Genomic DNA, 23202 nt, shown 5'->3' with positions numbered 1-23202 from the left:
CTATTTGCTTACAACATTTTTTAACGTTAAATAAAAATAAAGAACAGCAAAGAACAATATACGTAAAAAACCGTCAGACCTGTTTTGCAGGCCTGACGGTTAAGATCATATCTCCCAACTGTATGTTGTTATATTTTTATTTTACTCTGATTGTACACTTTGCATACTTACCACTGCCATCCTTAGCCTTACATGTAATTACCGCACGCCCCTTCTTCTTACCTACTACTGTTCCTCTTGTTGTTACAGTAGCTATCTTCTTATTTGAGGAAACCCAGGTAACTGCCTTGTTGTTTGCAGTTGCAGGACCTACTGTTGCCCTGAGTGTTATCTTTCCCTTTCTCTTTATGGTTGCTGTCTTCTTGTTTAACTTGATCGAAGAAACCATAATAACTGAATTGATTGTACACTTGGCAGTAATATTGCTTCCGTCCTTTGATTTACATGTGATAACTGCCGAACCCTTTCCAACAGCCTTGACAACTCCTGTTGACGAAACTGTTGCAACCTTGGTGTTCGATGATGACCATGTAACCGCCTTATTGTTTGCCGCTGCAGGACCTACAGTTGCCTTGAGTGTGAATGTCGCACCCTTCTTGATAGTCTTGTTTGTTGCATTGAGCTTGATGGATGTTACAGGCTGTGAAACCGTAACAGTACACTTTGCAAGCTTGCCGCTTCCATCCTTAGCCTTACATGTGATAACTGCTGTTCCCTTTGATACTGCTGTGATAGTACCATTGTTTACAGTTGCTACCTTGCTGTTAGAAGTTGTCCACTCAACATTTCTGTTATTTGCGTTAGCAGGAGCTACAGTCGATGTTATTCTGCCCTGTTTACCCACAAACAGATTCAGTTTTGTCTGATTAAGTTTTATTCCTGTAACCGGCTGGTTAACTGTAAGTCTGAGAGCTGCCTTGGCCTTTCTTCCTTCAATGCCTTCGACAGCCTCGCATGTGATTGTCGCTGTACCTCGGGATTTTGCTGTTACCTCTCCATTCTGATCTACAGATGCTACTGCTTCACTCGAGCTTGTCCACTTCAGCTCTGTTTTTGAAGCATTCTCCGGATTGAGAGTCACATTCGGGGTAAACTTATCACCTACATTCACAGTCTTAGTGCTCTCACCCAATACTATTGATGATATCTGCTGGACTACTGTAACTTCACATGTTTTTGATACTCCACTGCCATCTCTAGCTGTACATGTTATGTTTGTTGTTCCGGCTTTAACACCTGTTATTGTTCCGTTTGATACTGTTGCAACACCCGGATCACTTGACTGCCATATAACATTTCTGTCATTTGCATCTTCTGGAAGTACGGTCTGCTTAACAGTTCCTCGTTCACCCACATACAGAGTGAGCTTATCCTTGTCAAGTGTTATAGCACTTACATACTTCTTTACTGTAAGAGTGAATGATGTTGTTTTCTCACTTCCATCAACTGCTGTAGCTGTGATAACTGTGGTTCCTCTGTCGAGGGCTGTTATCAAACCATCCTTGTCAATGCTTGCAACACTCTCGTCTGATGATGCCCAGATGACTTCCTGATTCGATGCAGTTGCAGGGGATGCAGTGCTTGTTACCTGCAGTGTATCACCAGCATATATTGTTGTCTTGTCTCTGTTTATTCTAAGGCTTGTAACTCTCTGCTTTACTGTAATGTTGCAATCCACATACTCATCATCTGAAATTGAAAATCTGATAACAGCAGTTCCTGCTGATCTGGCAGTAACTGTAGCCTTTGTCTTATCTGTTGAACTATATGACACCGAAGCAACGTTTGTATCTGACGATGTCCACTTCAAATTCTTGTAAATACTTGCATCATCCGCATCGATAGCAGCCTCAAGTGATACTGTTCTGCTTTCCGTATCTGCTCCGAGCAGCAATTCTGCACTGTTCATATTGAGAGTCAAACCTTTTACAGGCGGCTGTACAGTCACATGACACTTGCCGTACACCTGCTCAGTATCAACAGATGTACATATGATATCAGCTTCTCCCGGATTGACTGCCTTCACATTTCCCTCGGCATCGACCGTAGCAATGCTCTCATTTGATGATGACCATACAACGCTCTGCTCCACTGCAGTATTTGGAGAAACCGTAGCAACGAGATTACTGCTTCCACCTGCAATGATCGTCATTCTAGACTGTGAAAGTGTCACGCTGTTTACTCTCTGTTCAACATTTACCTGAATTACTGTCTCTACATCAGGATTATCAGTTGATGTAAAATGAAGGAATGCGATTCCTGCACCTCTTGTTGTTATAGTCTTACTTGATGTATTAAACGACAAAACCTTATTGTTTTCTTTGCCATACGCATCAGTCACCTTACAAGTGAATCCTGATATCTCTTTGGACGCAAGACCATCCTCGGTAACACACTTTACATCCAGCTTCTTAGAGCCATTTCTTGGATATGTTCCACAGTCCATGTTGATGACTGCGCCATTCTCGTATGTTATCTGGTTGCCTGCATCATCCTTCTCGTTCTGATCTACAAGATAAAGTCCGGTAACAGGCTTGTGACACTCCATATTCACATATCCTATAGCACGATCATTCAGCAGAATGTTAATCTGAGCTGTTCCCGCCGAAACACAGGTCAGTTCTCCTGTCTCCCTGTCTATCTGTGCAACTCTTTCATTTGACGAACTCCATGTTATGTTCTTGTGTGGATTCTTTTCGTCATCCGTAGCTGTAAGTGTAGTCGTATCACCAACTCTGAAGCTGAGTGTAGAACTGTCTGACTTTACAACATTTCCATCAGTTGTATACCATACTGTGACCTTGAGCGGGTTAAGAATGTTGAGTGTGAACTTGACCTTCCCCATTCCTGCTCCTGTATAGTAATTGTATGTAATCTTCTCCGCATCCGGCTCCGCTGTAAATATATATCCATCAAGCTGTCCTCCAGTCACGGATGACGCCTCATTGCTGGCATCTATGCCCTGTATTCCTGCGTATCCTGTAGTATTCCTGTTTCGTTTATGAATTTCAACCCCATTATCATCCGTTAAAGGCTTGCCGTTGTTATCTACAGCAACAGGAAGTTCATAGTCATACCACGCCTTATGCAAACCATAGACTTTTGAAAAATCGCTAAAATCATAATCATAGTTCGTAGTATCAAGTGTTATATCCCTGCTATTCCCACTGCAACTGAACACACCATCATCGCCATAAAGTTTAGGACACACTGATATATCTATGGCCACAAGATTGTTGTTGTCAATCTCAAGTTCTTTAAGGTCAGGATGACCATCAAGCTTTATACCCTGGATATTATTGTCTGAAATATAAAGCTTCTCCAATAAACTGTTTGATGCTATATCAAGCTCTGCAAGAGAATTTGATGATGCGTCAAGATTAACCAGATTGGTGAGAGTAGATACATCAAGCTTATTTATGCCAGTATCCTTGACATAAAGCTCTCTAAGTGCTGTATTCGCAGTAAAATCCACCGCACCCAGAACATTGCTGCTGACATCAAGGTAGCTAAGACTTGTGTTCTTTGACACATCTATTGATGTAAGTCTCGTGTTAGAACAATCAAGTGTTGTAAGCGCCGGGGTATTGTCTATGTTCAGCTCAGCCACATAGCTATTTGAACAATCAAGCGAACCAAGGACTATATCACCGGATACGTCAAGCTTGGTAATTGACGAACGAACAACAACTCCACTGTCGCTCTTTGCTCCAGCACAATAAAGATTCTTAAGCTTCTCATGACCTGACACATCAAGGACAGGCAGTGAACGCATGCTGTCACAATAAAGTGTTGTAAGCTCCATGTTTGAGCCAAGATCAAGTGTTGATATGGTGGTTCCACTTACGCCAAGCACCTTAAGCCCCTTCATATTGCTGACATCTATCGATGAAAGGTTTGTTGAATTGGCATTGAGCAGTACAAGATTATTGTAATCAGCCAGAGATGTAAGGCTTGTGATCTTGTTTCCACTTATATCAAGATATGTAAGTTTCTCTGCACTTACCGGCAATGTCAGACTGTCTATTCTGTTACTTGAGACATCTATATATTCAAGATTCTCAAGATTCTCTATATCAAGATTCCTTATAGACTGCTCATTACAATCCAGCTTTGACAGATTGGTGAACAATTCTACGCCATTCAAACTTGATATAGCAGGAGAACACTTCGAAACATCTATAGATGTTACATTCGAGATCTCCGCATCTGACAGATAACCATTACTGTCTGTATCGAAATTACTCGACACATAGCTTCTAAACGACGAATCCGTAAACGTGTCAGCTATGGATACGCCATCATCCGCTGCATAAACCGGGCCAACACTGGCCAATCATCGCTGCACTCACAGCCGCTGCCAGCCATCTCTTCCCTTTTCTCATAAAATACCTCCCTTAGTAATTCATGGTTTATTTACAATTAATCTAATTTTAGTATACCTGTTTGTGCAATGTCAACATAATGTTATCAATAATACTGCATAATATAACGCCATGCAAAACAAAAAAATTGCCGGAACATGTTCAATTCATAGCAGCAACATTATCCCGGCAAATCTTTATGATATTGTTAGCACAGACACTTCAAATATCCATATAATTTATTACTTCTTTGTGATATATCCCTTAGCCTTCAGAAGCTCTGCGCAGAGAACTGCACCACCTGCAGCACCTCTTACAGTGTTGTGTGAAAGGCCAACGAACTTCCAGTCATATACTGAATCCTCACGGAGACGTCCAACGCTGATACCCATACCATTCTCGAAGTCAACGTCCAGAGCAACCTGTGGTCTGTTGTCCTCCTCAAGGTACTGGATAAACTGCTTTGGTGCACTTGGAAGACCAAGCTCCTGAGGCGCGCCCTTGAAGCTTGTCATAGCCTCGATAAGCTGCTCCTTTGTAGGGTTCTTTCTGAACTTTACGAATACAGTTGCTGTATGTCCGTTGAGAACTGGGACTCTGATACACTGGCTTGTGATAGTGATTCCCTCTGCAGGAACGATCACACCATTCTCCTTGTCTACCTTACCCCAGATTCTGAGTGGCTCCTTCTCTGACTTCTCTTCCTCACCACCGATATATGGGATGATGTTGCCAAGCATCTCAGGCCAATCCTTGAATGTCTTACCTGCTCCTGAGATTGCCTGATATGTGCTTACGATAACCTCGTATGGCTCAAATGGCATCCATGCTGTAAGTACAGGTGCGTAACTCTGGATTGAGCAGTTAGGCTTAACTGCAACAAATCCTCTCTCTGTTCCAAGTCTCTTCTTCTGAAACTCGATAACCTCTGCATGGTCTGCATTGATCTCTGGAACCATCATAGGAACATCAGGAGTCCATCTGTGAGCTGAGTTGTTTGAAACTACAGGAGTCTCTGTCTTGGCATAAGCCTCCTCTATAGCCTTGATCTCATCCTTTGTCATATCTACTGCTGAGAATACAAAATCAACTGTGGCAGCAACCTTCTCTACCTCATTGACATTGTATACTACAAGCTTCTTAACTGCCTCTGGCATCGGTGTATCCATCTTCCATCTGTCACCAACTGCCTCTTCGTATGTCTTGCCTGCGCTTCTTGGGCTGGCTGCAACTGTAACGACCTCGAACCAAGGATGGTTCTCAAGAAGTGAGATAAATCTCTGACCTACCATACCTGTTGCGCCAAGGATACCTACCTTTAACTTGTCACTCATTTTTCTTCTCTCCTATTTATCTTTTATTACTTTATGACTCTTACCTTAACAACTCCCTCGATTGCTGAGAGTTCTGCGATGTCGTCTGCTGTTGGCTCTACACCGATATCAAGGATAGAATATGCGTAATCGCCCTTTGCCTTGCTGATCATTCCTGATACATTGCCGCCCTTCTTGGAGAATACTCCTGTGAACTGGGTGAGCATGTTAGGGATGTTCTTGTGGCAGATAGTAACTCTGGCTACATCACTGCACTGTCCCATGTTTACGTTTGGATAGTTTACAGAGTTCTTGATGTTTCCATCGTTGATGTATGCCTTGATCTCCTTACAAGCCATAACTGCACAATTGTCCTCTGACTCTGCTGTTGAAGCTCCAAGATGTGGGAATGCTACCACGTTCTTGTAACCTGCTATAGCTGGGTTAGGGAAGTCTGTCATATACTTTGCAACCTTGCCTGAGTCGAGTGCCGCCTTCATATCCTCATCGTTGACCAGTACGTCTCTTGCGAAGTTGAGGATCTTCACGCCGTCCTTCATCAGTGCAAATGCATCTGCATTGATCATTCCCTTTGTGCTGTCAAGAGCTGGAACATGAACTGTTATATAATCACAGTCTCTGTAGATATCCTCTACATTTGTGATGTGCTTTACATCCTTTGAAAGTCCCCATGCTGCATCTACTGACACATATGGATCATATCCGTATACCTGCATGCCGAGCTTAAGCGCAACATTTGCAACCTTTGCTCCAATGGCACCAAGTCCGATTACACCGAGCTTCTTGCCAAGGATCTCATTGCCTGCGTAGTTCTTCTTCTGCTTCTCCACCATCTTGGCGATATCTGCCTCAGCGGCATTGTCCTTGACCCAGTTGTAACCGCCAACGAGATCTCTTGAAGCCATGAGGAGCGCTGCTACTACAAGCTCCTTAACACCATTTGCATTTGCTCCTGGTGTGTTAAATACTACGATACCCTTCTCAGCGCACTTATCAAGTGGAATGTTGTTGACACCTGCACCTGCACGGGCTACTGCCAGAAGGTTGTCTGACAGCTCAAGATCATGCATGGATGCACTTCTGACCAGAACTGCATCTGCATCTGCGAAATTGTCTGTTACTTCATATGTATCAGGTAAAAGCTCCATACCGCACTTGGCGATAGGGTTTAAGCAATTAATCTTTACTGACATGTCTTTTTCTCCCTTTTCTGTTACAATATATTACTTGTTCTCTGCCTCGAACTTCTTCATGAACTCTACAAGCTTCTCAACACCCTCGATAGGCATTGCGTTGTAGATAGATGCTCTCATACCACCTACTGTTCTGTGACCCTTGAGGTTGACAAATCCAACCTCTGTAGCCTCCTTGACGAACTTTGCATCAAGGTCTGCGTCACCAGTTACAAATGGTACGTTCATGAGTGAACGGTCTTCCTTTACTACAGTTCCCTTGAAGAGCTCTGAGCTGTCGAGGAAATCATAGAGGATCTTGGCCTTTTTCTCGTTGTGAGCCTTCATAGCCTCAAGGCCGCCCATCTCCTTAACCCACTTGAATACCTTGCCACAGATATAGATGCCGTAGCATGGAGGTGTGTTGTAGAGTGAGTCTGCATCTGCCTGAGTCTTGTACTTGAGCATGGTTGGTGTAAATGGCATTACGTCATCTCTGATAAGATCCTCACGGATGATAGCCACTACTACGCCTGCAGGACCAACGTTCTTCTGAACTCCGAAGTAGATCATACCGTAATCCTCAACATTTACAGGCTGTGAGAGAATGTCTGATGACATATCTGCAACAAGTATCTTGCCCTTTGTGTTAGGAAGTGTGTGGTATGTTGTTCCATATATAGTGTTGTTATGACAAATGTATACATAATCAGCATCGTCATCTATTGGAAGATCTGAACAATCTGGGATATATGAGAAAGTCTTGTCTGCTGATGATGCAACTGCAACTGCCTTTCCATATTTCTTTGCTTCTTCGTATGCTTTCTTTGCCCACTGACCTGTGATGATGTAGTCAGCTACGCCATTCTTCATGAGATTCATTGGAATTGCTGCGAACTGCTGAGAAGCTCCTCCCTGAAGGAAAAGCACCTTGTAGTTGTCAGGTATGTTCATGAGATCTCTGAGATCCTTCTCTGCCTCTTTGATGATATTGTCGAAGGCTTTAGATCGATGGCTCATCTCCATTACGCTCATGCCTGTTCCCTTGTAATCAAGCATTTCTTCTGCTGCCTCTTTTAATACCACCTCAGGAAGAACTGAAGGGCCTGCTGAAAAGTTGTACACTCTTGCCATTTTTGTTATCTCTCCTTCTTTTTAGTTGTGACAATGATTTCGTTTTAATGTATGTAAGCCTGTGTTTCGCTGCCTATATCGTTCTGCGGAGCGCTCCCGCTCGTCTCCTCCTGCAGCGGTACTAAGGTGCCGCCTACAGCGCCACCTAAGGACCGGCGGAGGAGAATGTCCTTCGAACGATATAGGCAGCGAAACACAGGCTAATTTACTTTATTTACGAAATCATCTGTTTATGACCTAATAAAATGTGTGCGAGATATTTTACTTAATAAAAATGTCCTTCGTTCCCATTTATATGAAAATTCTGACTTATCTTTGTTCTTTTGGTGTATCTCGCTTGCGATTAACAAGTTATTTTTACTAAATTCTTATATTATCAAGTAAAACAACTTTATTATCGCTTATATCCCTGTACTATAGCACTCTTTTCGCCTGTCGGCAAGTAGGGATTATATATATAAGCACCATATCTATGTTTTGTACGCGCACAAATATGGTGCCTTTCCGAGCTTATATTGACATATATTACATATCGTCTTCTGAGAAACAGGTGTCGATGGCTGCTCCCGGAGCTACCATTGGCCATACCTTGTCGTCTCCCGCTATTGTTACATCTATTACCACAGGTCTGCCTGCTGTCAGGGCTGTCTTCATTGCTGCCTCGAACTCATCAAGTGTGTTGGCTCTGATTCCCATGGCACCAAGTCCCTCTGCTACCTTGACGAAATCTACCGAATCGTCAAGCACAGTGTTGGAATATCTGTGGTCATAGAACAGTGTCTGCCACTGTCTTACCATTCCAAGTACGTGGTTGTTCAGGACTACCTGGATGATAGGCACGTTGTATCTCGCAGCTGTTGCTATCTCGTTCAGATTCATTCTGAAGCATCCGTCACCGGCTATGTTGATGACTGTCTTATCAGGTCTGCCGTACTTTGCTCCGATAGCTGCACCAACACCGTAACCCATGGTTCCAAGTCCGCCTGATGACAGGAATGTCCTAGGCTCCTTGAATGTATAGTTCTGGGCTGCCCACATCTGATGCTGTCCGACATCTGTTGTGATGATCGCATCACCCTCTGTAAGCTCGTAGATTTTCTTGATAGCTGCAGGTCCGTTCAGTGTGTCAAAGCTGTACACGTCAGGATTCTGCTTCTTGAGGTCTTCGATCTCAGACATCCATGTCTTGTTGGACTGGGCGGCAAGCTTGCTGTTGAGGAGCTTCAGGACCTCCTTTGCGTCGCCGACTATGCTGGCATTTGTAGGGATGTTCTTGTCTATCTCAGCTGCATCTATATCTATATGTATGATCTTTGCATTTGGCGCGAACTTGGATGCATTTCCGATAACTCGGTCTGAGAATCTGGCACCAACAACGATCACAAGATCTGCCCTTGACACACCGAGGTTGGACACCTTTGTTCCGTGCATACCGATCATGCCTGTATATCTCTCGCTTCTTCCGTCAAATGCGCCCTTGCCCATAAGTGTATCGCACACTGGTGCATCCACCTTATCTGCAAATTCTGCAAGCTCTGCTGATGCGTCAGAGATGATACATCCGCCACCTGCCATGATAAATGGTCTTCTTGAAACCTTGATCATCTCAAGGACTTTGTTCACATCCTCCTCGCGGATGGTGTCTGTCTTTCTCTCGATGACCTCCGGTGTCTCTGGTATATACTCTGTCTCCGCTGCGGTTACATCCTTTGTTATATCCACAAGTACCGGGCCAGGTCTGCCGCTCTTTGCGATCTTGAACGCACGTCTGATGGTCGGTGCAAGATCATCTATGTGCTTCACGATAAAGCTGTGCTTGGTGATAGGCATAACAACACCTGCAATGTCTACCTCCTGGAAGCTGTCCTTACCGAGCATATTTACACCTACATTTGCTGTTATTGCCACAACAGGAATGGAATCCATGTATGCTGTAGCTATACCTGTTACAAGGTTGGTGGCACCCGGACCTGATGTGGCCATACATACGCCGACCTTGCCTGTAGCTCTGGCATATCCATCTGCCGCATGGGCAGCCCCCTGCTCATGTGATGTGAGCACATGGTTGATCTCATCCTGGTGCTTGTAGAGGGCATCATATACGTTGAGGATAGTTCCTCCCGGATAACCGAACACGGTGTCAACGCCCTGTTCTTTAAGGCACTCTATAACAATTTCAGAACCTGATATCTTTGACATCTTACTTTCTCCTTTTCCCTTAATTGTGATCAATTAATTCTTTGGCACCTCAAGAACAGCACCTCTGTTGCCTGATGTAACCATAGCTGCGTATCTTGCAAGATAGCCTGTTGTAACCTTTGGCTGTCTTGGCTTCCATGCAGCCTTTCTCTTTGCAAGCTCCTCGTCTGAGACATCGAGCTTGATGCTGAGGTTGTTGATATCGATCTCGATCATATCGCCTTCCTCAACAAGAGCGATAGGTCCGCCCACAGCAGCTTCAGGTGATACATGTCCGATGGACGCTCCACGGCTTGCTCCTGAGAATCTTCCGTCTGTGATAAGGGCAACTGATGAACCAAGTCCCATACCAGCGATGGCTGATGTAGGGTTGAGCATCTCTCTCATACCAGGGCCTCCCTTTGGTCCCTCGTATCTGATGACTACCACGTCACCCTCTACGATCTTGCCGCCCTTGATAGCTGCGATTGCGTCCTCCTCACAGTCAAATACCCTTGCAGGGCCCTTGTGAGCCAGCATCTCAGGCACAACTGCTGAACGCTTTACTACAGAGCCGTCTGGTGCAAGGTTACCCTTGAGTACAGCCAGACCACCTGTAACTGTATATGGATTGTCCATAGGTCTGATGACCTCAGGATTCTTGTTTACACTATTGGCAACAGCCTCTCCTATTGTCTTGCCTGTAACTGTCATGCAGTCCTTGTTGATGAGTCCTGCATCTGCAAGCTGCTTGATAACCGCATACACACCACCGGCCTCATTGAGATCCTCCATGTATGTGTGGCCTGCAGGAGCAAGGTGACACAGGTTAGGTGTCTTTGCGCTGATCTCATTTGCAAATGAGATATCAAAGTCGAAACCGATCTCATGTGCGATGGCTGGAAGGTGGAGCATAGAGTTGGTTGAACATCCAAGTGCCATATCAACTGTAAGAGCGTTGATGATTGACTCCTTTGTGATGATGTCTCTAGGCTTGATACCCTTTCTGTACATATCCATAACTGCCATTCCTGCATGCTTTGCAAGCTTAAGTCTCTCTGAATATACTGCAGGGATTGTTCCATTTCCAGGAAGTCCCATCCCAAGAGCCTCTGTCAGACAGTTCATAGAGTTTGCTGTGTACATACCTGAACATGATCCGCATGTAGGACATGTCTTGCACTCATACTCGTATACATCCTCCTCAGTCATGGTTCCGGCTGCGTATGAACCTACAGCCTCGAACATGCTTGAAAGACTTGTCTTATTTCCCTTTACGTGTCCGGCAAGCATAGGGCCGCCAGATACAAATACTGTTGGGACATTTACTCTGGCTGCTGCCATGAGAAGTCCTGGAACGTTCTTGTCACAGTTAGGGATCATGACGAGCGCGTCAAACTGATGTGCTATAGCCATAGCCTCTGTTGAGTCTGCGATCAGATCTCTTGTAACCAGTGAATACTTCATTCCGATGTGTCCCATTGCTATACCATCACACACAGCGATCGCCGGGAACATAACAGGTGTACCACCCGCCATGGCAACTCCCATCTTTACTGCCTGTGCTATCTTGTCCAGGTTCATGTGACCTGGAACTATCTCATTGTATGAACATACAATACCTACTAAAGGTCTCTCCATCTCTTCCTTTGTCATGCCCAGTGCGTTGAACAGAGATCTGTGTGGTGCCTGCTGCATTCCAACCCTAACATTATCACTCTTCATCTTATTCTCCTCCAATAATGGTCCTTTCTATATTCTCTCGCAGATAAGATCACCCATCTCGGAACAGCTTACGAGCTGTGTTCCCTCTGAGTGGATATCTATTGTTCTGTATCCGTCCTTGAGAACCGTCTTTACAGCGTTCTCAACTGCATCTGCCTCTTTGTCAAGGTCAAATGTGTATCTGAGCATCATTGCCGCAGACAGGATGGTTGCTATCGGATTCGCCTTGTTCTGGCCTGCTATGTCAGGTGCCGATCCGCCTGATGGCTCATACATACCGAACTTTGTCTCGTTAAGTGATGCAGATGAAAGCATTCCTATAGAACCTGAGATCATGGACGCCTCGTCTGAGAGGATGTCTCCGAACATGTTCTCTGTAAGAACCACATCGAACTGTGCAGGATCCTTCACAAGCTGCATTGCGCAGTTGTCTACGAGCATGTGCTCAAGCTCAACTTCTGGATAATCCTTTGCCACTTCCTCAACGACCTTTCTCCAGAGTCTTGATGAGTCAAGGACATTGGCCTTGTCTACGGATGTGACTTTCTTTCTTCTCTTCATAGCTATGTCAAATGCCTTGATGGCTATTCTTCTGATCTCGTTCTCATTGTATGTGAGGGTATCAACGGCTGTCATAACTCCGTCAACCTCCTCTGTGTGTCTCTCGCCGAAGTAGAGACCACCGGTGAGCTCTCTCATCATCATCATATCAAATCCGCGCTCTGCGATCTCAGCCTTTAGTGGACATGCCTCCTTCAGCTCATCATAGAGATTGGCTGGACGAAGGTTTGCGAAGAGGCCAAGCTCTTTTCTGATCTTCAGAAGTCCTGCCTCCGGGCGGAGATTTGGAGGGAGCTTGTACCATGGTGATGTGGATGTATTTCCTCCGATCGAACCGAGGAGAACAGCATCCTTTGACTTTGCAACTGCCACAGCCTCGTCTGTGAGAGGCACACCAGTTGCGTCTATTGAACATCCGCCCATGAGAATCTGCTCATAGTCAAATGTATGTCCGAACTTCTCTCCTACTGTGTCAAGTACCTTCATAGCCTCTGTAACTACCTCAGGGCCGATACCGTCACCTTTTATTACGGCTAAATTACACTGCATTTTTGTCTCCTTCCTGTTTTGCCTTTCATGATATATCTTCACTCTGGCCAAACATGCTCATACTCTATTTATTTTTATTATTGATATAGTTGATGAGTCCCTCGCTCTTGATGATCTCCTGCATGAATGGAGGGAATGCCTGTCCCTTAAATTCTGTTCCCTGGGTTCTGTCATAGATCATACCGCTGTCGAAATCGATCTCCACGTCATCGCCTGCCTGGATAGCCTCTGCTGCCTCAGGGCACTCGATGATCGGAAGTCCAATATTGATGGCATTCCTATAGAAGATTCTGGCAAATGTCTCTGCGATTACGCAGCTTATTCCTGAAGCCTTGATGGCTATAGGTGCATGCTCTCTTGAAGATCCACAGCCGAAGTTCTTTCTTGCCACCATGATATCGCCCGGCTTTACGCGCTTTACGAAATCCTTATCTATATCTTCCATACAGCTCTTTGCGAGCTCTGCAGGGTCTGATGAATTCAGGTATCTTGCAGGGATGATTACATCTGTATCTACGTTGTCACCGTATTTGTGTACTGTTCCATGTGCTTTCATAGTCTATCTCCTTTATCTCTTTTATAATCCAAGTTCGTCAGGACTGCTGATCTTACCTGTGATAGCTGAAGCTGCTGCAACAGCAGGACTGGCAAGATACACCTCTGAGTCTACATGACCCATACGTCCTACGAAGTTACGATTGGTTGTTGATACAGCTCTCTCTCCTGCTGCCATAACGCCCATATGTCCTCCAAGACATGGTCCGCATGTAGGAGTTGAAACCACTGCTCCGGCCTTGACAAATATAGTCATGAGGCCTTCCTCAATACACTGAAGGTAGATATCCTGTGTTCCAGGGATGACGATAACTCTGACACCGTCAGCAACCTTTCTTCCCTTGATGATATCTGCCGCAATTCTCATATCTGATATACGTCCATTTGTACATGAACCGATGACTACCTGATCGATCTTGATATCTCCGACCTCATCGATAGTCTTTGTATTCTCTGGGAGATGAGGGAAAGCAACTGTCGGCTTAAGCTGTGACAGGTCGATGGTGTACTCTGCATCGTATACAGCGTCCTCGTCTGCCTCATACTTTGTATATGACTTTGTGCTGTGCTCCTTCATGTACTCCTCTGTAAGCTCATCGACAGGGAAGATACCATTCTTGGCACCTGCCTCGATGGCCATGTTCGCAATTGTAAATCTATCGTCCATTGTGAGGTTCTTGATTCCCTCTCCAACAAACTCCATAGACTTATAAAGCGCACCGTCAACACCGATCATACCGATGATGTGAAGGATGACGTCCTTACCACTGATCCACTTTGCCTTCTCTCCAACGATGTTGAACTTGATGGCTGATGGAACCTTGAACCAGGCCTTGCCTGTCACCATTCCTGCTGCCATATCTGTACTTCCGACACCTGTTGAGAATGCACCGAGTGCTCCGTATGTACATGTATGTGAGTCTGCTCCGATACATGTCTCACCAGCCACGATAAGTCCTTTCTCCGGAAGGAGCGCATGCTCGATACCCATTGCTCCGACATCGAAATAGTTCTCGATCTCATTTGCCGCTGAGAACTGTCTTACACACTTACAGTGCTCTGCACTCTTGATATCCTTGTTAGGTGTGAAGTGATCCATGACAAGTGCTATCTTCTTCTTGTCAAATACTTCCTTCTTGTTGAACTTCTCCATCTCGTGAATTGCGACCGGAGTTGTTACGTCATTTCCTAATACTAAATCCAAATCTGCCTCGATAAGCTGTCCTGCTTCAACTGATGGCAGTCCTGCATGAGCAGCTAAAATCTTCTGAGTCATGGTCATACCCATATTTATAGTCCTCCTATCATTTGTTTCTAAATACAAATTCTTACTCTTGATAATATCACTCATCTAGGTATAATTACAATATATAAAAAGAATAGTTATTATAACCTGGAGGAATATCATGATAAGTAATCTGAACAATTACGTTATTTTTCATACAGTTGCCAAAGCCGGCAACATCAGCAAGGCCGCAAATCAGCTCTACATCAGTCAGCCCGCGATAAGCAAGGCTATTTCCAAACTTGAAGAAGAACTCGTCACTGCGCTTTTTAACAGAAGTTCCAGAGGGGTAACTCTGACTGAAGAGGGACAGGTTCTCTATGAATATGTTGAGAGGGCATTTGACTCTCTGAATATGGGTGAGGAAAATCTGAAGAATTACAAGGAGCTTGGAATCGGTCACATAAGAATCGGCGTGAGCACATCCCTGTGCAAGCACATACTCCTGGACTATCTGAAGGACTTCATCAGGGAGAATCCAAACATCAAGTTCAGCATAGACTGCCACTCAACCGTGAACACCATCAAGCTTCTCAGAAACGAAAATATAGATATAGGCCTGATTTGCAACACAGAGCTTCCAAAGGGGATAGTCTACTCTCCTGTCAAGGAGATACATGACGTATTTGTGGCAAGCCCTGAATATCTGGATAATTTCTACGAGCGCGCAAATGGCAGAGATCAATACAGCTTTACCGATGAGCTTTCAGGCAATATCAAGGGTAACATTATACCGCTGCTAAACTCAGGCTTAGCCTCTGCCACACACGGCGATGCAACAGATCAAGGTGCGGATAAAAAAAGCAGAGATAACGGACATTCATCCGGCGTCTCTGCTTCTACCACTATTCATAACTCAAGCAACTCAGGTATGTCCAATATATCAACAGTCGACATCCTTGAAGGCTCCAACCTCATGGTTCTGGAGGAGGCAAATGTAACCCGTACCCACGTGGACGAGTATCTCCGCTCACAGGGCATAAGCTGCAGCCAGGTACTTGAGATCAACAACATGGATCTTCTCATCGACTTCGCCGCCATCGGCATGGGCGTTGCCAGCGTGGTACGTGAATTCGCACATGAACAGCTCTCATCCGGTGTTATAACCGAACTTCCGCTTGACACTCCTATTCCGAGCAGGAGTGTCGGCTTCGCTTACTCAGGAATGAAGAATCAGAGCACGGCTATGAAGAAATTTATGGAGTGGGTAGGGGTGTGATTACATGCTTCTGTTTACTGTCCCACCTCAGCATAAATAGCATGATGCATATTCCAAACAGCGAAACCAGTGCGCCAGCCATAAGCCCAGGTGTTCTGTATGCAATTTCTATATCGTGACTGCCCGCATATATCCGGACACCCATATTGCCTCTACCAAGGCGAATTTTTTCTGCCGGCTCTCCATCCACATATATCTTAAACCCATCATTATATGGATATGCGATATACAGGATACCTGGATTTTTCACATCCACACTTCCATAGAAAGTATTTTTTACAAATCCTGTACACTCAAGCGGACTATCAAGTATCTTCTCTTCTGCTTTCTCAAATTCATCTGCATTGTAATTGTATACCTTTACAAATCGCTCTCCGACACTTCCTGTTTTAGAGCTGGTCGCACCTCCTATAGTTATCCTGACATGTTGTCCTTTCTTTACGAGGCCGACATGTGACAGCTGTTCTGTAACATATGACCCATTCGATACCCTGAGATCTCCGTCCACGATCATCTCCACATAGTGATCGCGGCTGTCCTTACTGTAGACATACATATCCATATCAGATTCAGCATCAAACTCATACCGGGTCATCGGCACAAATGCATTTGACGTTCTGTATATGCAATAACCCACTGATTCCTTAAGTGTGTCCTGATTGAGATAAGAAGTACTCCAATCCGATATATCAATCTCTGTAAATACATCTGACGACAGACCACAGCCACTCTTCATAAAATCATTCTGATTTTCAAGAGGTGTCCTGTCTGCTTTCCAGTCTACGATACCATCATCCAACATAAATCCCATCATCTCAGGAGTTTCTGCTTCATACAGATTGTATACGTCATTCTCAGCAACAAGGTTATATCCTGCGTAAGTACCATTCTCCGGACTCAGCACATATCTGACATTGTACATGAGCGCTGTAAGCGGTGTAGTTCCCGAATATATATATTCAACATTGTCAAAGTGGGCAAGTCCCATACTGGAAAACGCTCTGATCGTATTTCCATTTGCCATGGATGAATACCAGTTTGTCTGAGAATATGGCGCATAATTCTCATAAACCATAGCGCTCTTTCTGGTGCCATTTTCTGTATCCAGGGAATTGTATACTGATTCCCACTGATCTAGTCTTACAGCATCTGTCAGAAGACAGTCCTCCGTCTTGCCCGGCATTACATATAATGCATTTCCCATAATCTCAGCTATCCAGCAGCCACAGATAATGCACACAGCCACTCCCGGCTTTATGCTTCCTCTTCTGCAAAGCACGCACAGAATGGCTGCAAATGCCAGCATAAGCATAAATATAACATAGCCAAGCGGGGTACTCATCTCTCTGCTGTCAATAAGACTTGCCACAAATATTACGCCTGCCACCACAGTACTTACAGCAATATACCTCAGTCTCAGCTTACCAAGATTCATGAGAATTCGATATGCTGCAGCAATTAATATAAACGTTAATATAAATGCAAACCTGTTTCCAAGTCCATGTGTGATCGTCATGCCATGGAACACGTAATTGAGCGGAAGATAGTTCAGGGCAAGCACTAACAGGGCCATGGCTATACAGTATTTCACCCTCGTCTTCCAGTCGCACACATCAGACAGAATAAAAATGCAGGCAGCAAATATAACAATACTTCCACAATAACTGTTATTGCTGAACATAGATACACATTCCAGATCCTTCAGCGGATAGAATGAAGATATATACGCTCCAAACTGTCCCCACATCTGTGTTCCTTCAAGCCCCATATCAGTCACCGAAGACGCCGCTCTCATGACCACCAGTCCGGCAGGAACCAGAACCACTCCTGCGAGCAGAGCAGACAGCACCGAGCAGCCGGCAAACGAAAGTCCTCTGCGTAGGAAATCTTTGACACTTTCCCGTTTTTCCAGCAAGAAATATATCACGGCAAACACACATATATAGAATGAGAAATAGAAATTGCATATGATCGACACTGCCAAAGACAGCGTGTATAACATCCATCCTTTTCCATCTGATAGATGCTCTATGCCAAGTGCCACTATCGGAAGCAGAATAAGCCCATCAAGCCACATAATATTATGTCCATATGCAAGGACATACCCGGACAGTCCATATGCCATACTGCATGCCAGCTCTATGAACGTTGCAACTGTCTGGCTGTACCCATTCTCTGTATTTTTCTTATTGGTATGTCTGAAAAAGTAAAGCGCCGTGACCGGCAGGCAGGCGGATTTTATGATGATAAGCAATACCATGGAAAGTTCCAGCCTGCTCTCTCCCAACATCAGAACGATGATATTGAACGGGCTCAGGCAGTAATACAGTAACTCCTGTACAGCATCGATTCCCATTCCCATCGACCAGATAAAGCTTCCTTTGCTACCTCCCGAAATCCATTCAAATAACATATGAAACATATTCTTATACTGCACATATGCATCATACGTCAGAAAACTTTTATCTCCAAACGGGTATGCTTTCTGCAGGAGCAAAATTACTGTATATACCAGAACTGTAACTAAGAATACAGCAGCATACATAATCCCGCTCTTTTTATGTTTGTTTACTTCTCCTTGCTTTATACCCATATCAATCCCCACTTAATTTATTGCGCTATCTGTTCTATGCAGCCTGTACCTTCTTTTTCCTGCTGCGTCTAAGATTCACCATGTATAAGACAGCTATGAGCCATCCTGCTGCAGATAATATAAGACCAAGCTTGAATCCATATGTTACATACCTGAATTCTATTGTATGTGTTCCAGCAGTCAGCTCCAGACCCACAAGTGCACCATTTGCCAGTGTTGTTATATCAGTCTTCTTTCCATCAACATACGCTGTAAAGCCTCTGTAATAAGGAATTGATGTATACAATATACCATCCTCATTTGCTGTCACCGTACCCTTTACATATGTAGATGTCACTGTGTCAAGTGAAAGCGTCCTATCCTTAATTGATTCCTTGCATTCCTGCATCCTGTCATCATGATATTCATAGAAATCTATACACGTTACTCCCTTTTTTAGGACTGTGGACAGATTGACTGCCTGTATCTCGACCTTCTGCCCACTCTTCAGCTCACCGAGATCAAGTACATCTTTTGGCGAAGGATAAGCGTCATACTCGTTTATATCTGCTATCACGTTTCCATCTACAGTTACAATATTACACAGCTTATTTGCATCCTCAAGGCTCACATACAGATGCATATCCCTCGGAGCTGTAAACGTATAAATCTGTGAGGCATGGTAATCTTCATCAAGTGACACATTCATGTATGTATAAGCATTTTTATCAGTCTTTCTCTCCAAAGTTACTCCATCCGGCAAGATCTGTCTATCCGGAGCGCTTCCTCTGTATTTCACATCAAAATCAGTCAGTTCATCCGGTGAAACACGGGTGAACACTCCTTCAACTCCCGACACATCTTTCACGAATTCATTCTGCACCTCAAACGGAACTACATCTGACACATTCCAATCTTTTATGCTGCCATCTGTAGAAAAGCCCGCTCCCACAGCATAGTCTGTTGTATACCATGCAATCTCATCGTCTATATCATACACATCGTTCTTCAGATTATATCTTTGCTCCTTTGTATACCCACCATAATATGCATCTGCATCCGATAATACATTTCTTACATTGAACATAAGCGCAGTTACCGGTGTAGTATTTCTGTATGCATATGTAGCGCCGTGATCCTGATATACCATTCCAAGCGCATCAAAAAGCCATGTCACTTTTGTATTTATGATTGAAGAGAATATATTAGTGTCTGAATAGACTGTATTATTTTGTGACAAAATCCAGGATGTCTTTCTATTAAGATCACTGTTGTCCTTTTCATTATATATGGCTCTCCATCCGTCAGTCCCGCCTAGATGCTCCTTGCCCGTAGTATATGCATCCGTATTCACATATACGGCATTGGATATCAGTTCCACAAAAAGTATTACTATAAAATTCACAATCAGAGAATTTATCTTTATGCTGTTTCTGGCCTGTAATACAAATACCATAAACAAATATATAATAAGCAGAATCGTGACCATATAGCAGACTACATTTTGCACCTCATTGTTTGCCAGAAAAACACCCCCAAAGAAAACCAGAAATACAACTCCGGTCAGTATCCCTTCCCGAATCCCCGGCTTCGTCCAGTTCACAGCACACTCAAAAGCTGAAACAATAAGAAGTATGACAAGAATAAAAGCATATCTGTAAGAATATAGATGTGGATATGTGAACCCATGAAGAACATACAGTGCCCCTGTCAGATTCAGACAGGCAACAAGCAGCGCTATCTCCACCAGTCTCTTAACTCTTGCCCGAAGCTGTATATTCCTGTTAAACACATATACAACCGCAAGGAAAAGCAGAGACAGTCCCATATACATATTCCTTGCATACAGAGTTCTTCCAGCTATATCTATATCATGTCCCCAGAAAAAGCTCTGGAACAAATTTGCAAAATTACCAAACTTGCTAAATGGTATATCTTCTGTGAGTGAACTTGCACCTTCTCTTCCAACTATCGCAAGGAAACACGGCACAAGTACAACACATGCACTGAGTGCAGCCGTCATAGATGTGAGTGCAAACTTCACTCCACGCTTCCAAAACATTTTCCAGCTATCCTTTTTCACATCGATAAACCATATCACAGCTATCATAGCCACAAACCACGAAAAATAGAAGTTGAATACAAATGACATGAAAAGCATCACAAAATAAAGTCTCACATCACCGCCCTCAATAAGTCTCTCAACGCCAAGCATCATAACAGGCACGAGAAGAAGGCATATAAGCCAAATGAGATTATACTGATATGCAAGCATATAATCGCACATGGAATAAGCCATTCCCATCACAACACAGAGTATGTCATTCAGCCATCCGTGCTGCATTTTATTTCTGCTGGTATGCGATAAGAAATAGGTCATAGTAACTCCGCAAAGTCCAACCTGAATACACATACTGACGATCATTCCCAGCTCCATATGTGAACCGCCGAACAAAACTGCTATTAGATTGACAGGACTTGCCAGATAATAAAAGAAATTAGTATAGAAATCATATCCTAGTCCCATGTCCCAACTGAAAAAAATTGATTTTCCCTGTCTTATCCTGCCTGATAATTCCACAAAAAACGCATAATACTGGGTATTAGAATCTCCAAGCAGTATAGTATTCTTTCCAAATGGATAACAGTCCGTCATCATCATATGTATCACTATACATATGATAGGAATCAAAAATGCCATTCCATACTTAACAATTTTTCTTGACCTGATTTTCTTTTTTTCCATAATTACTCCATCACTCCATATAACTTTGTATTTTTCCTTTTTCGACAGCATGTTGCATTATAAGTATCAATAACATAAGCAAGACCGCTGATATACTTATTCTCCATGACCAATGCTGAATCTTTGTCCCCTTATATTTTACAACAACTTTACCCGCCTCTGGCGAAACTGATATTTCTACCAATCCATCATTTAGACATTTGCTTACCGTCAGTTTCCGTCCATCAGCCATTATTGCTTCATATCCCTTATAATAATACTTTGGAACTATGCACTCCCCCGCAGTTTTACCCGCATCAAACTCATAGCTTCCGTCTGATCCATAGCGCCCCCGTATGTAAGTATCTTCGCACTTTACCATCCCGCTGCTTTCTGCTCCGACAGATGTTGCAAGATCCCCTTCTGCTGGAAGCCACTCCCAGAACCCTATGCTGTCTGTACTTCCTGCATTATCCGCATAACCTTCCGGATAGTTCACATAGCCACCAAGTTCTATATTCCATACCATATTCAGGCTAAAAATACCGATAAGTATGCTTCCAGCCGCACATAAACACGCATTTCTTCTGTATGATGGCAACAGCTTTATTATATCCACTGACTGAAGTGCAAGACCAAGTGCCACAAAGAATTCTGTGAACATATTCAGTCTCCACGGAAACTGTATACTGACAAATGGAGTTCTGTCGATAAGTTTCCATGGAAAAATCTTTGTCTCGCATACAAGAAGCACCGCCGCTGTCACAAGGCACATCAAAGCCTTTTTATTATATACTTTTTTATATATACTGACAAATACCATAAGTGCCAGTATTCCAATCTCAATGAATGCAACCGAATACTTTCCACTCACTATCGCGAGCAGTGTCTGAGTCTCCTCATGTGTGTAAAATGCCGGTTCATTGCTTACATAGAACCTTCCATCTGCAAATTGTTCAAGTACAGGAAGCCAATAATAACATGTAAGTACTGCACACGCAAGAGCTTCCATACACACAGCCCCAATAAGTCTTCTGCAAGCCGCAATTCTTTTCCATCTCGCACACACCCAGATTATTCCCATTACTACACATAATACAAAGCTTATCGTGTGTGAAAGCATAAGACACGAATATGATACACATAAAAGGCCTTTTCTACTGTGTCCCATCTCAGTCAGGTCGTAAAGAGCAAGAAACGCCAGTGGAATAAATACCATGGCAGCAATTTCGCCAAGTGCAAATCTGGTATATACATCCTCAAGATGATAATGTCCCATTGTGTAAAGCACCATAGTGACAACACCCGCGCAACGGCTTCTGCCAATGCTCCGCCCTGTATAATACGCAGTAAGTCCCGTACATATCATCAGTACATATATATATATCTTCATTGCAATCTCCGGTGATGCCCCCAGAAGTCTGAAGAGAACGGCTGGCAGCAAGAACAAATCAGGGTAAAATATTCCCATACCGTAGCCATACCCTTCCAACATAGTCTGATATATATATACAGGGTATCCCTGCCCTGACTTTAGCGCTTTGAGGATACTCTCCACCCTGAGCATATGAACCTGCTGGTCATCACCGTATGGCAGGCCTGTCTTAAAACAAGGGATCATACATACACCACTTATCAGAAGCACCAGCATTGCAATTTCCAGAATCTCTATTCTGTTTTTCTTTTTTTCTCTCACGCAGAATCTCCTCCCGGTCGTCAAAGCTCTGCCACATCATCCCCGGCAGTCAGTACGCATAAATATAAAGACAAACGGGGACAGGTATGGAATCTACTCTCACCTGTCCCCGTATTCTCAGTCATCTAAAACT

General features: G+C 43.9%; 13 protein-coding genes. 1 reads left to right on the top strand and 12 read right to left on the bottom strand.

The window, feature by feature from the left end; all coding sequences use genetic code 11:
* Positions 1-136: 136 nt before the first annotated feature.
* The 9 genes from GT575_RS06370 to leuC all read right to left on the bottom strand — a co-directional run bounded on the left by GT575_RS06370 (position 137) and on the right by leuC (position 14860).
* A complete protein-coding gene (locus GT575_RS06370; protein WP_161171724.1) occupies positions 137-4336 on the bottom strand; it encodes an Ig-like domain-containing protein in 4200 nt (1399 codons plus the stop codon).
* A 270-nt stretch (positions 4337-4606) separates the two neighbouring features.
* A complete protein-coding gene (asd, locus tag GT575_RS06365; RefSeq protein ID WP_022216083.1) occupies positions 4607-5698 on the bottom strand; it encodes an aspartate-semialdehyde dehydrogenase in 1092 nt (363 codons plus the stop codon).
* A 26-nt stretch (positions 5699-5724) separates the two neighbouring features.
* The gene (locus GT575_RS06360) at positions 5725-6891 is read right to left on the bottom strand and encodes a phosphoglycerate dehydrogenase (RefSeq protein WP_015533538.1); all 1167 of its coding nucleotides are present in this window, start codon (positions 6889-6891) and stop codon (positions 5725-5727) included.
* 30 nt (positions 6892-6921) lie between these two features.
* Positions 6922-8004 carry a 3-phosphoserine/phosphohydroxythreonine transaminase gene (gene serC, locus GT575_RS06355; RefSeq protein ID WP_161171723.1) on the bottom strand — a complete coding sequence of 361 codons (1083 nt, stop codon included), beginning with the start codon at positions 8002-8004 and terminating at the stop codon, positions 6922-6924.
* A gap of 525 nt (positions 8005-8529) precedes the next feature.
* Positions 8530-10203, bottom strand: a complete 1674-nt coding sequence (gene ilvB / locus GT575_RS06350) for a biosynthetic-type acetolactate synthase large subunit (protein WP_022216081.1) — start codon at positions 10201-10203, stop codon at positions 8530-8532.
* 33 nt (positions 10204-10236) lie between these two features.
* Positions 10237-11907 carry a dihydroxy-acid dehydratase gene (gene ilvD, locus GT575_RS06345; protein WP_015533540.1) on the bottom strand — a complete coding sequence of 557 codons (1671 nt, stop codon included), beginning with the start codon at positions 11905-11907 and terminating at the stop codon, positions 10237-10239.
* Between the two features lie 27 nt (positions 11908-11934).
* Entirely contained in the window at positions 11935-13017 is a 1083-nt protein-coding gene (gene leuB, locus GT575_RS06340) for a 3-isopropylmalate dehydrogenase (protein ID WP_015533541.1), read from the bottom strand.
* A gap of 64 nt (positions 13018-13081) precedes the next feature.
* Entirely contained in the window at positions 13082-13573 is a 492-nt protein-coding gene (gene leuD, locus GT575_RS06335; protein WP_022216080.1) for a 3-isopropylmalate dehydratase small subunit, read from the bottom strand.
* 21 nt (positions 13574-13594) lie between these two features.
* Entirely contained in the window at positions 13595-14860 is a 1266-nt protein-coding gene (gene leuC / locus GT575_RS06330; RefSeq protein WP_022216079.1) for a 3-isopropylmalate dehydratase large subunit, read from the bottom strand.
* 118 nt (positions 14861-14978) lie between these two features.
* Here leuC and GT575_RS06325 point away from each other — a divergent pair, with 118 nt between their 5' ends.
* Positions 14979-16076 carry a LysR family transcriptional regulator gene (locus tag GT575_RS06325; RefSeq protein ID WP_161171722.1) on the top strand — a complete coding sequence of 366 codons (1098 nt, stop codon included), beginning with the start codon at positions 14979-14981 and terminating at the stop codon, positions 16074-16076.
* Here the strand turns inward: GT575_RS06325 and GT575_RS06320 are convergent.
* From GT575_RS06320 to GT575_RS06310, 3 genes are read right to left on the bottom strand one after another with little or no spacing between them, the layout of a single operon-like run.
* Positions 16054-18669, bottom strand: coding sequence for a YfhO family protein (locus tag GT575_RS06320; RefSeq protein ID WP_161171721.1), 2616 nt, complete (start codon positions 18667-18669; stop codon positions 16054-16056). The genes GT575_RS06325 and GT575_RS06320 overlap by 23 nt on opposite strands.
* 34 nt (positions 18670-18703) lie before the next feature.
* Positions 18704-21394, bottom strand: a complete 2691-nt coding sequence (locus GT575_RS06315) for a YfhO family protein (RefSeq protein ID WP_022216684.1) — start codon at positions 21392-21394, stop codon at positions 18704-18706.
* A 10-nt stretch (positions 21395-21404) separates the two neighbouring features.
* Positions 21405-23069: a DUF6541 family protein gene (locus GT575_RS06310; RefSeq protein WP_161171720.1), complete on the bottom strand. Its 1665-nt coding sequence runs from the start codon at positions 23067-23069 to the stop codon at positions 21405-21407.
* Between the last annotated feature and the right edge of the window lie 133 nt (positions 23070-23202).

This window comes from Coprococcus sp. BIOML-A2 (assembly GCF_009875795.1).
Classification (GTDB): domain Bacteria; phylum Bacillota; class Clostridia; order Lachnospirales; family Lachnospiraceae; genus Coprococcus; species Coprococcus aceti.
Note: the sequence above shows the minus strand (reverse complement) of the source record. Positions and strands in the feature narration are given on the sequence as shown.

What these genes read in the sequence shown, in the direction of transcription:
- serC (WP_161171723.1), bottom strand. Translation starts at nt 8,004, where the DNA reads ATGGCAAGAGTGTACAACTTTTCAGCAGGCCCTTCAGTTCTTCCTGAG.
- GT575_RS06320 (WP_161171721.1), bottom strand. Translation starts at nt 18,669, where the DNA reads ATGGGTATAAAGCAAGGAGAAGTAAACAAACATAAAAAGAGCGGGATT.
- leuD (WP_022216080.1), bottom strand. Translation starts at nt 13,573, where the DNA reads ATGAAAGCACATGGAACAGTACACAAATACGGTGACAACGTAGATACA.
- asd (WP_022216083.1), bottom strand. Translation starts at nt 5,698, where the DNA reads ATGAGTGACAAGTTAAAGGTAGGTATCCTTGGCGCAACAGGTATGGTA.
- GT575_RS06315 (WP_022216684.1), bottom strand. Translation starts at nt 21,394, where the DNA reads ATGGAAAAAAAGAAAATCAGGTCAAGAAAAATTGTTAAGTATGGAATG.
- leuB (WP_015533541.1), bottom strand. Translation starts at nt 13,017, where the DNA reads ATGCAGTGTAATTTAGCCGTAATAAAAGGTGACGGTATCGGCCCTGAG.
- GT575_RS06325 (WP_161171722.1), top strand. Translation starts at nt 14,979, where the DNA reads ATGATAAGTAATCTGAACAATTACGTTATTTTTCATACAGTTGCCAAA.
- ilvD (WP_015533540.1), bottom strand. Translation starts at nt 11,907, where the DNA reads ATGAAGAGTGATAATGTTAGGGTTGGAATGCAGCAGGCACCACACAGA.
- ilvB (WP_022216081.1), bottom strand. Translation starts at nt 10,203, where the DNA reads ATGTCAAAGATATCAGGTTCTGAAATTGTTATAGAGTGCCTTAAAGAA.
- GT575_RS06360 (WP_015533538.1), bottom strand. Translation starts at nt 6,891, where the DNA reads ATGTCAGTAAAGATTAATTGCTTAAACCCTATCGCCAAGTGCGGTATG.
- leuC (WP_022216079.1), bottom strand. Translation starts at nt 14,860, where the DNA reads ATGGGTATGACCATGACTCAGAAGATTTTAGCTGCTCATGCAGGACTG.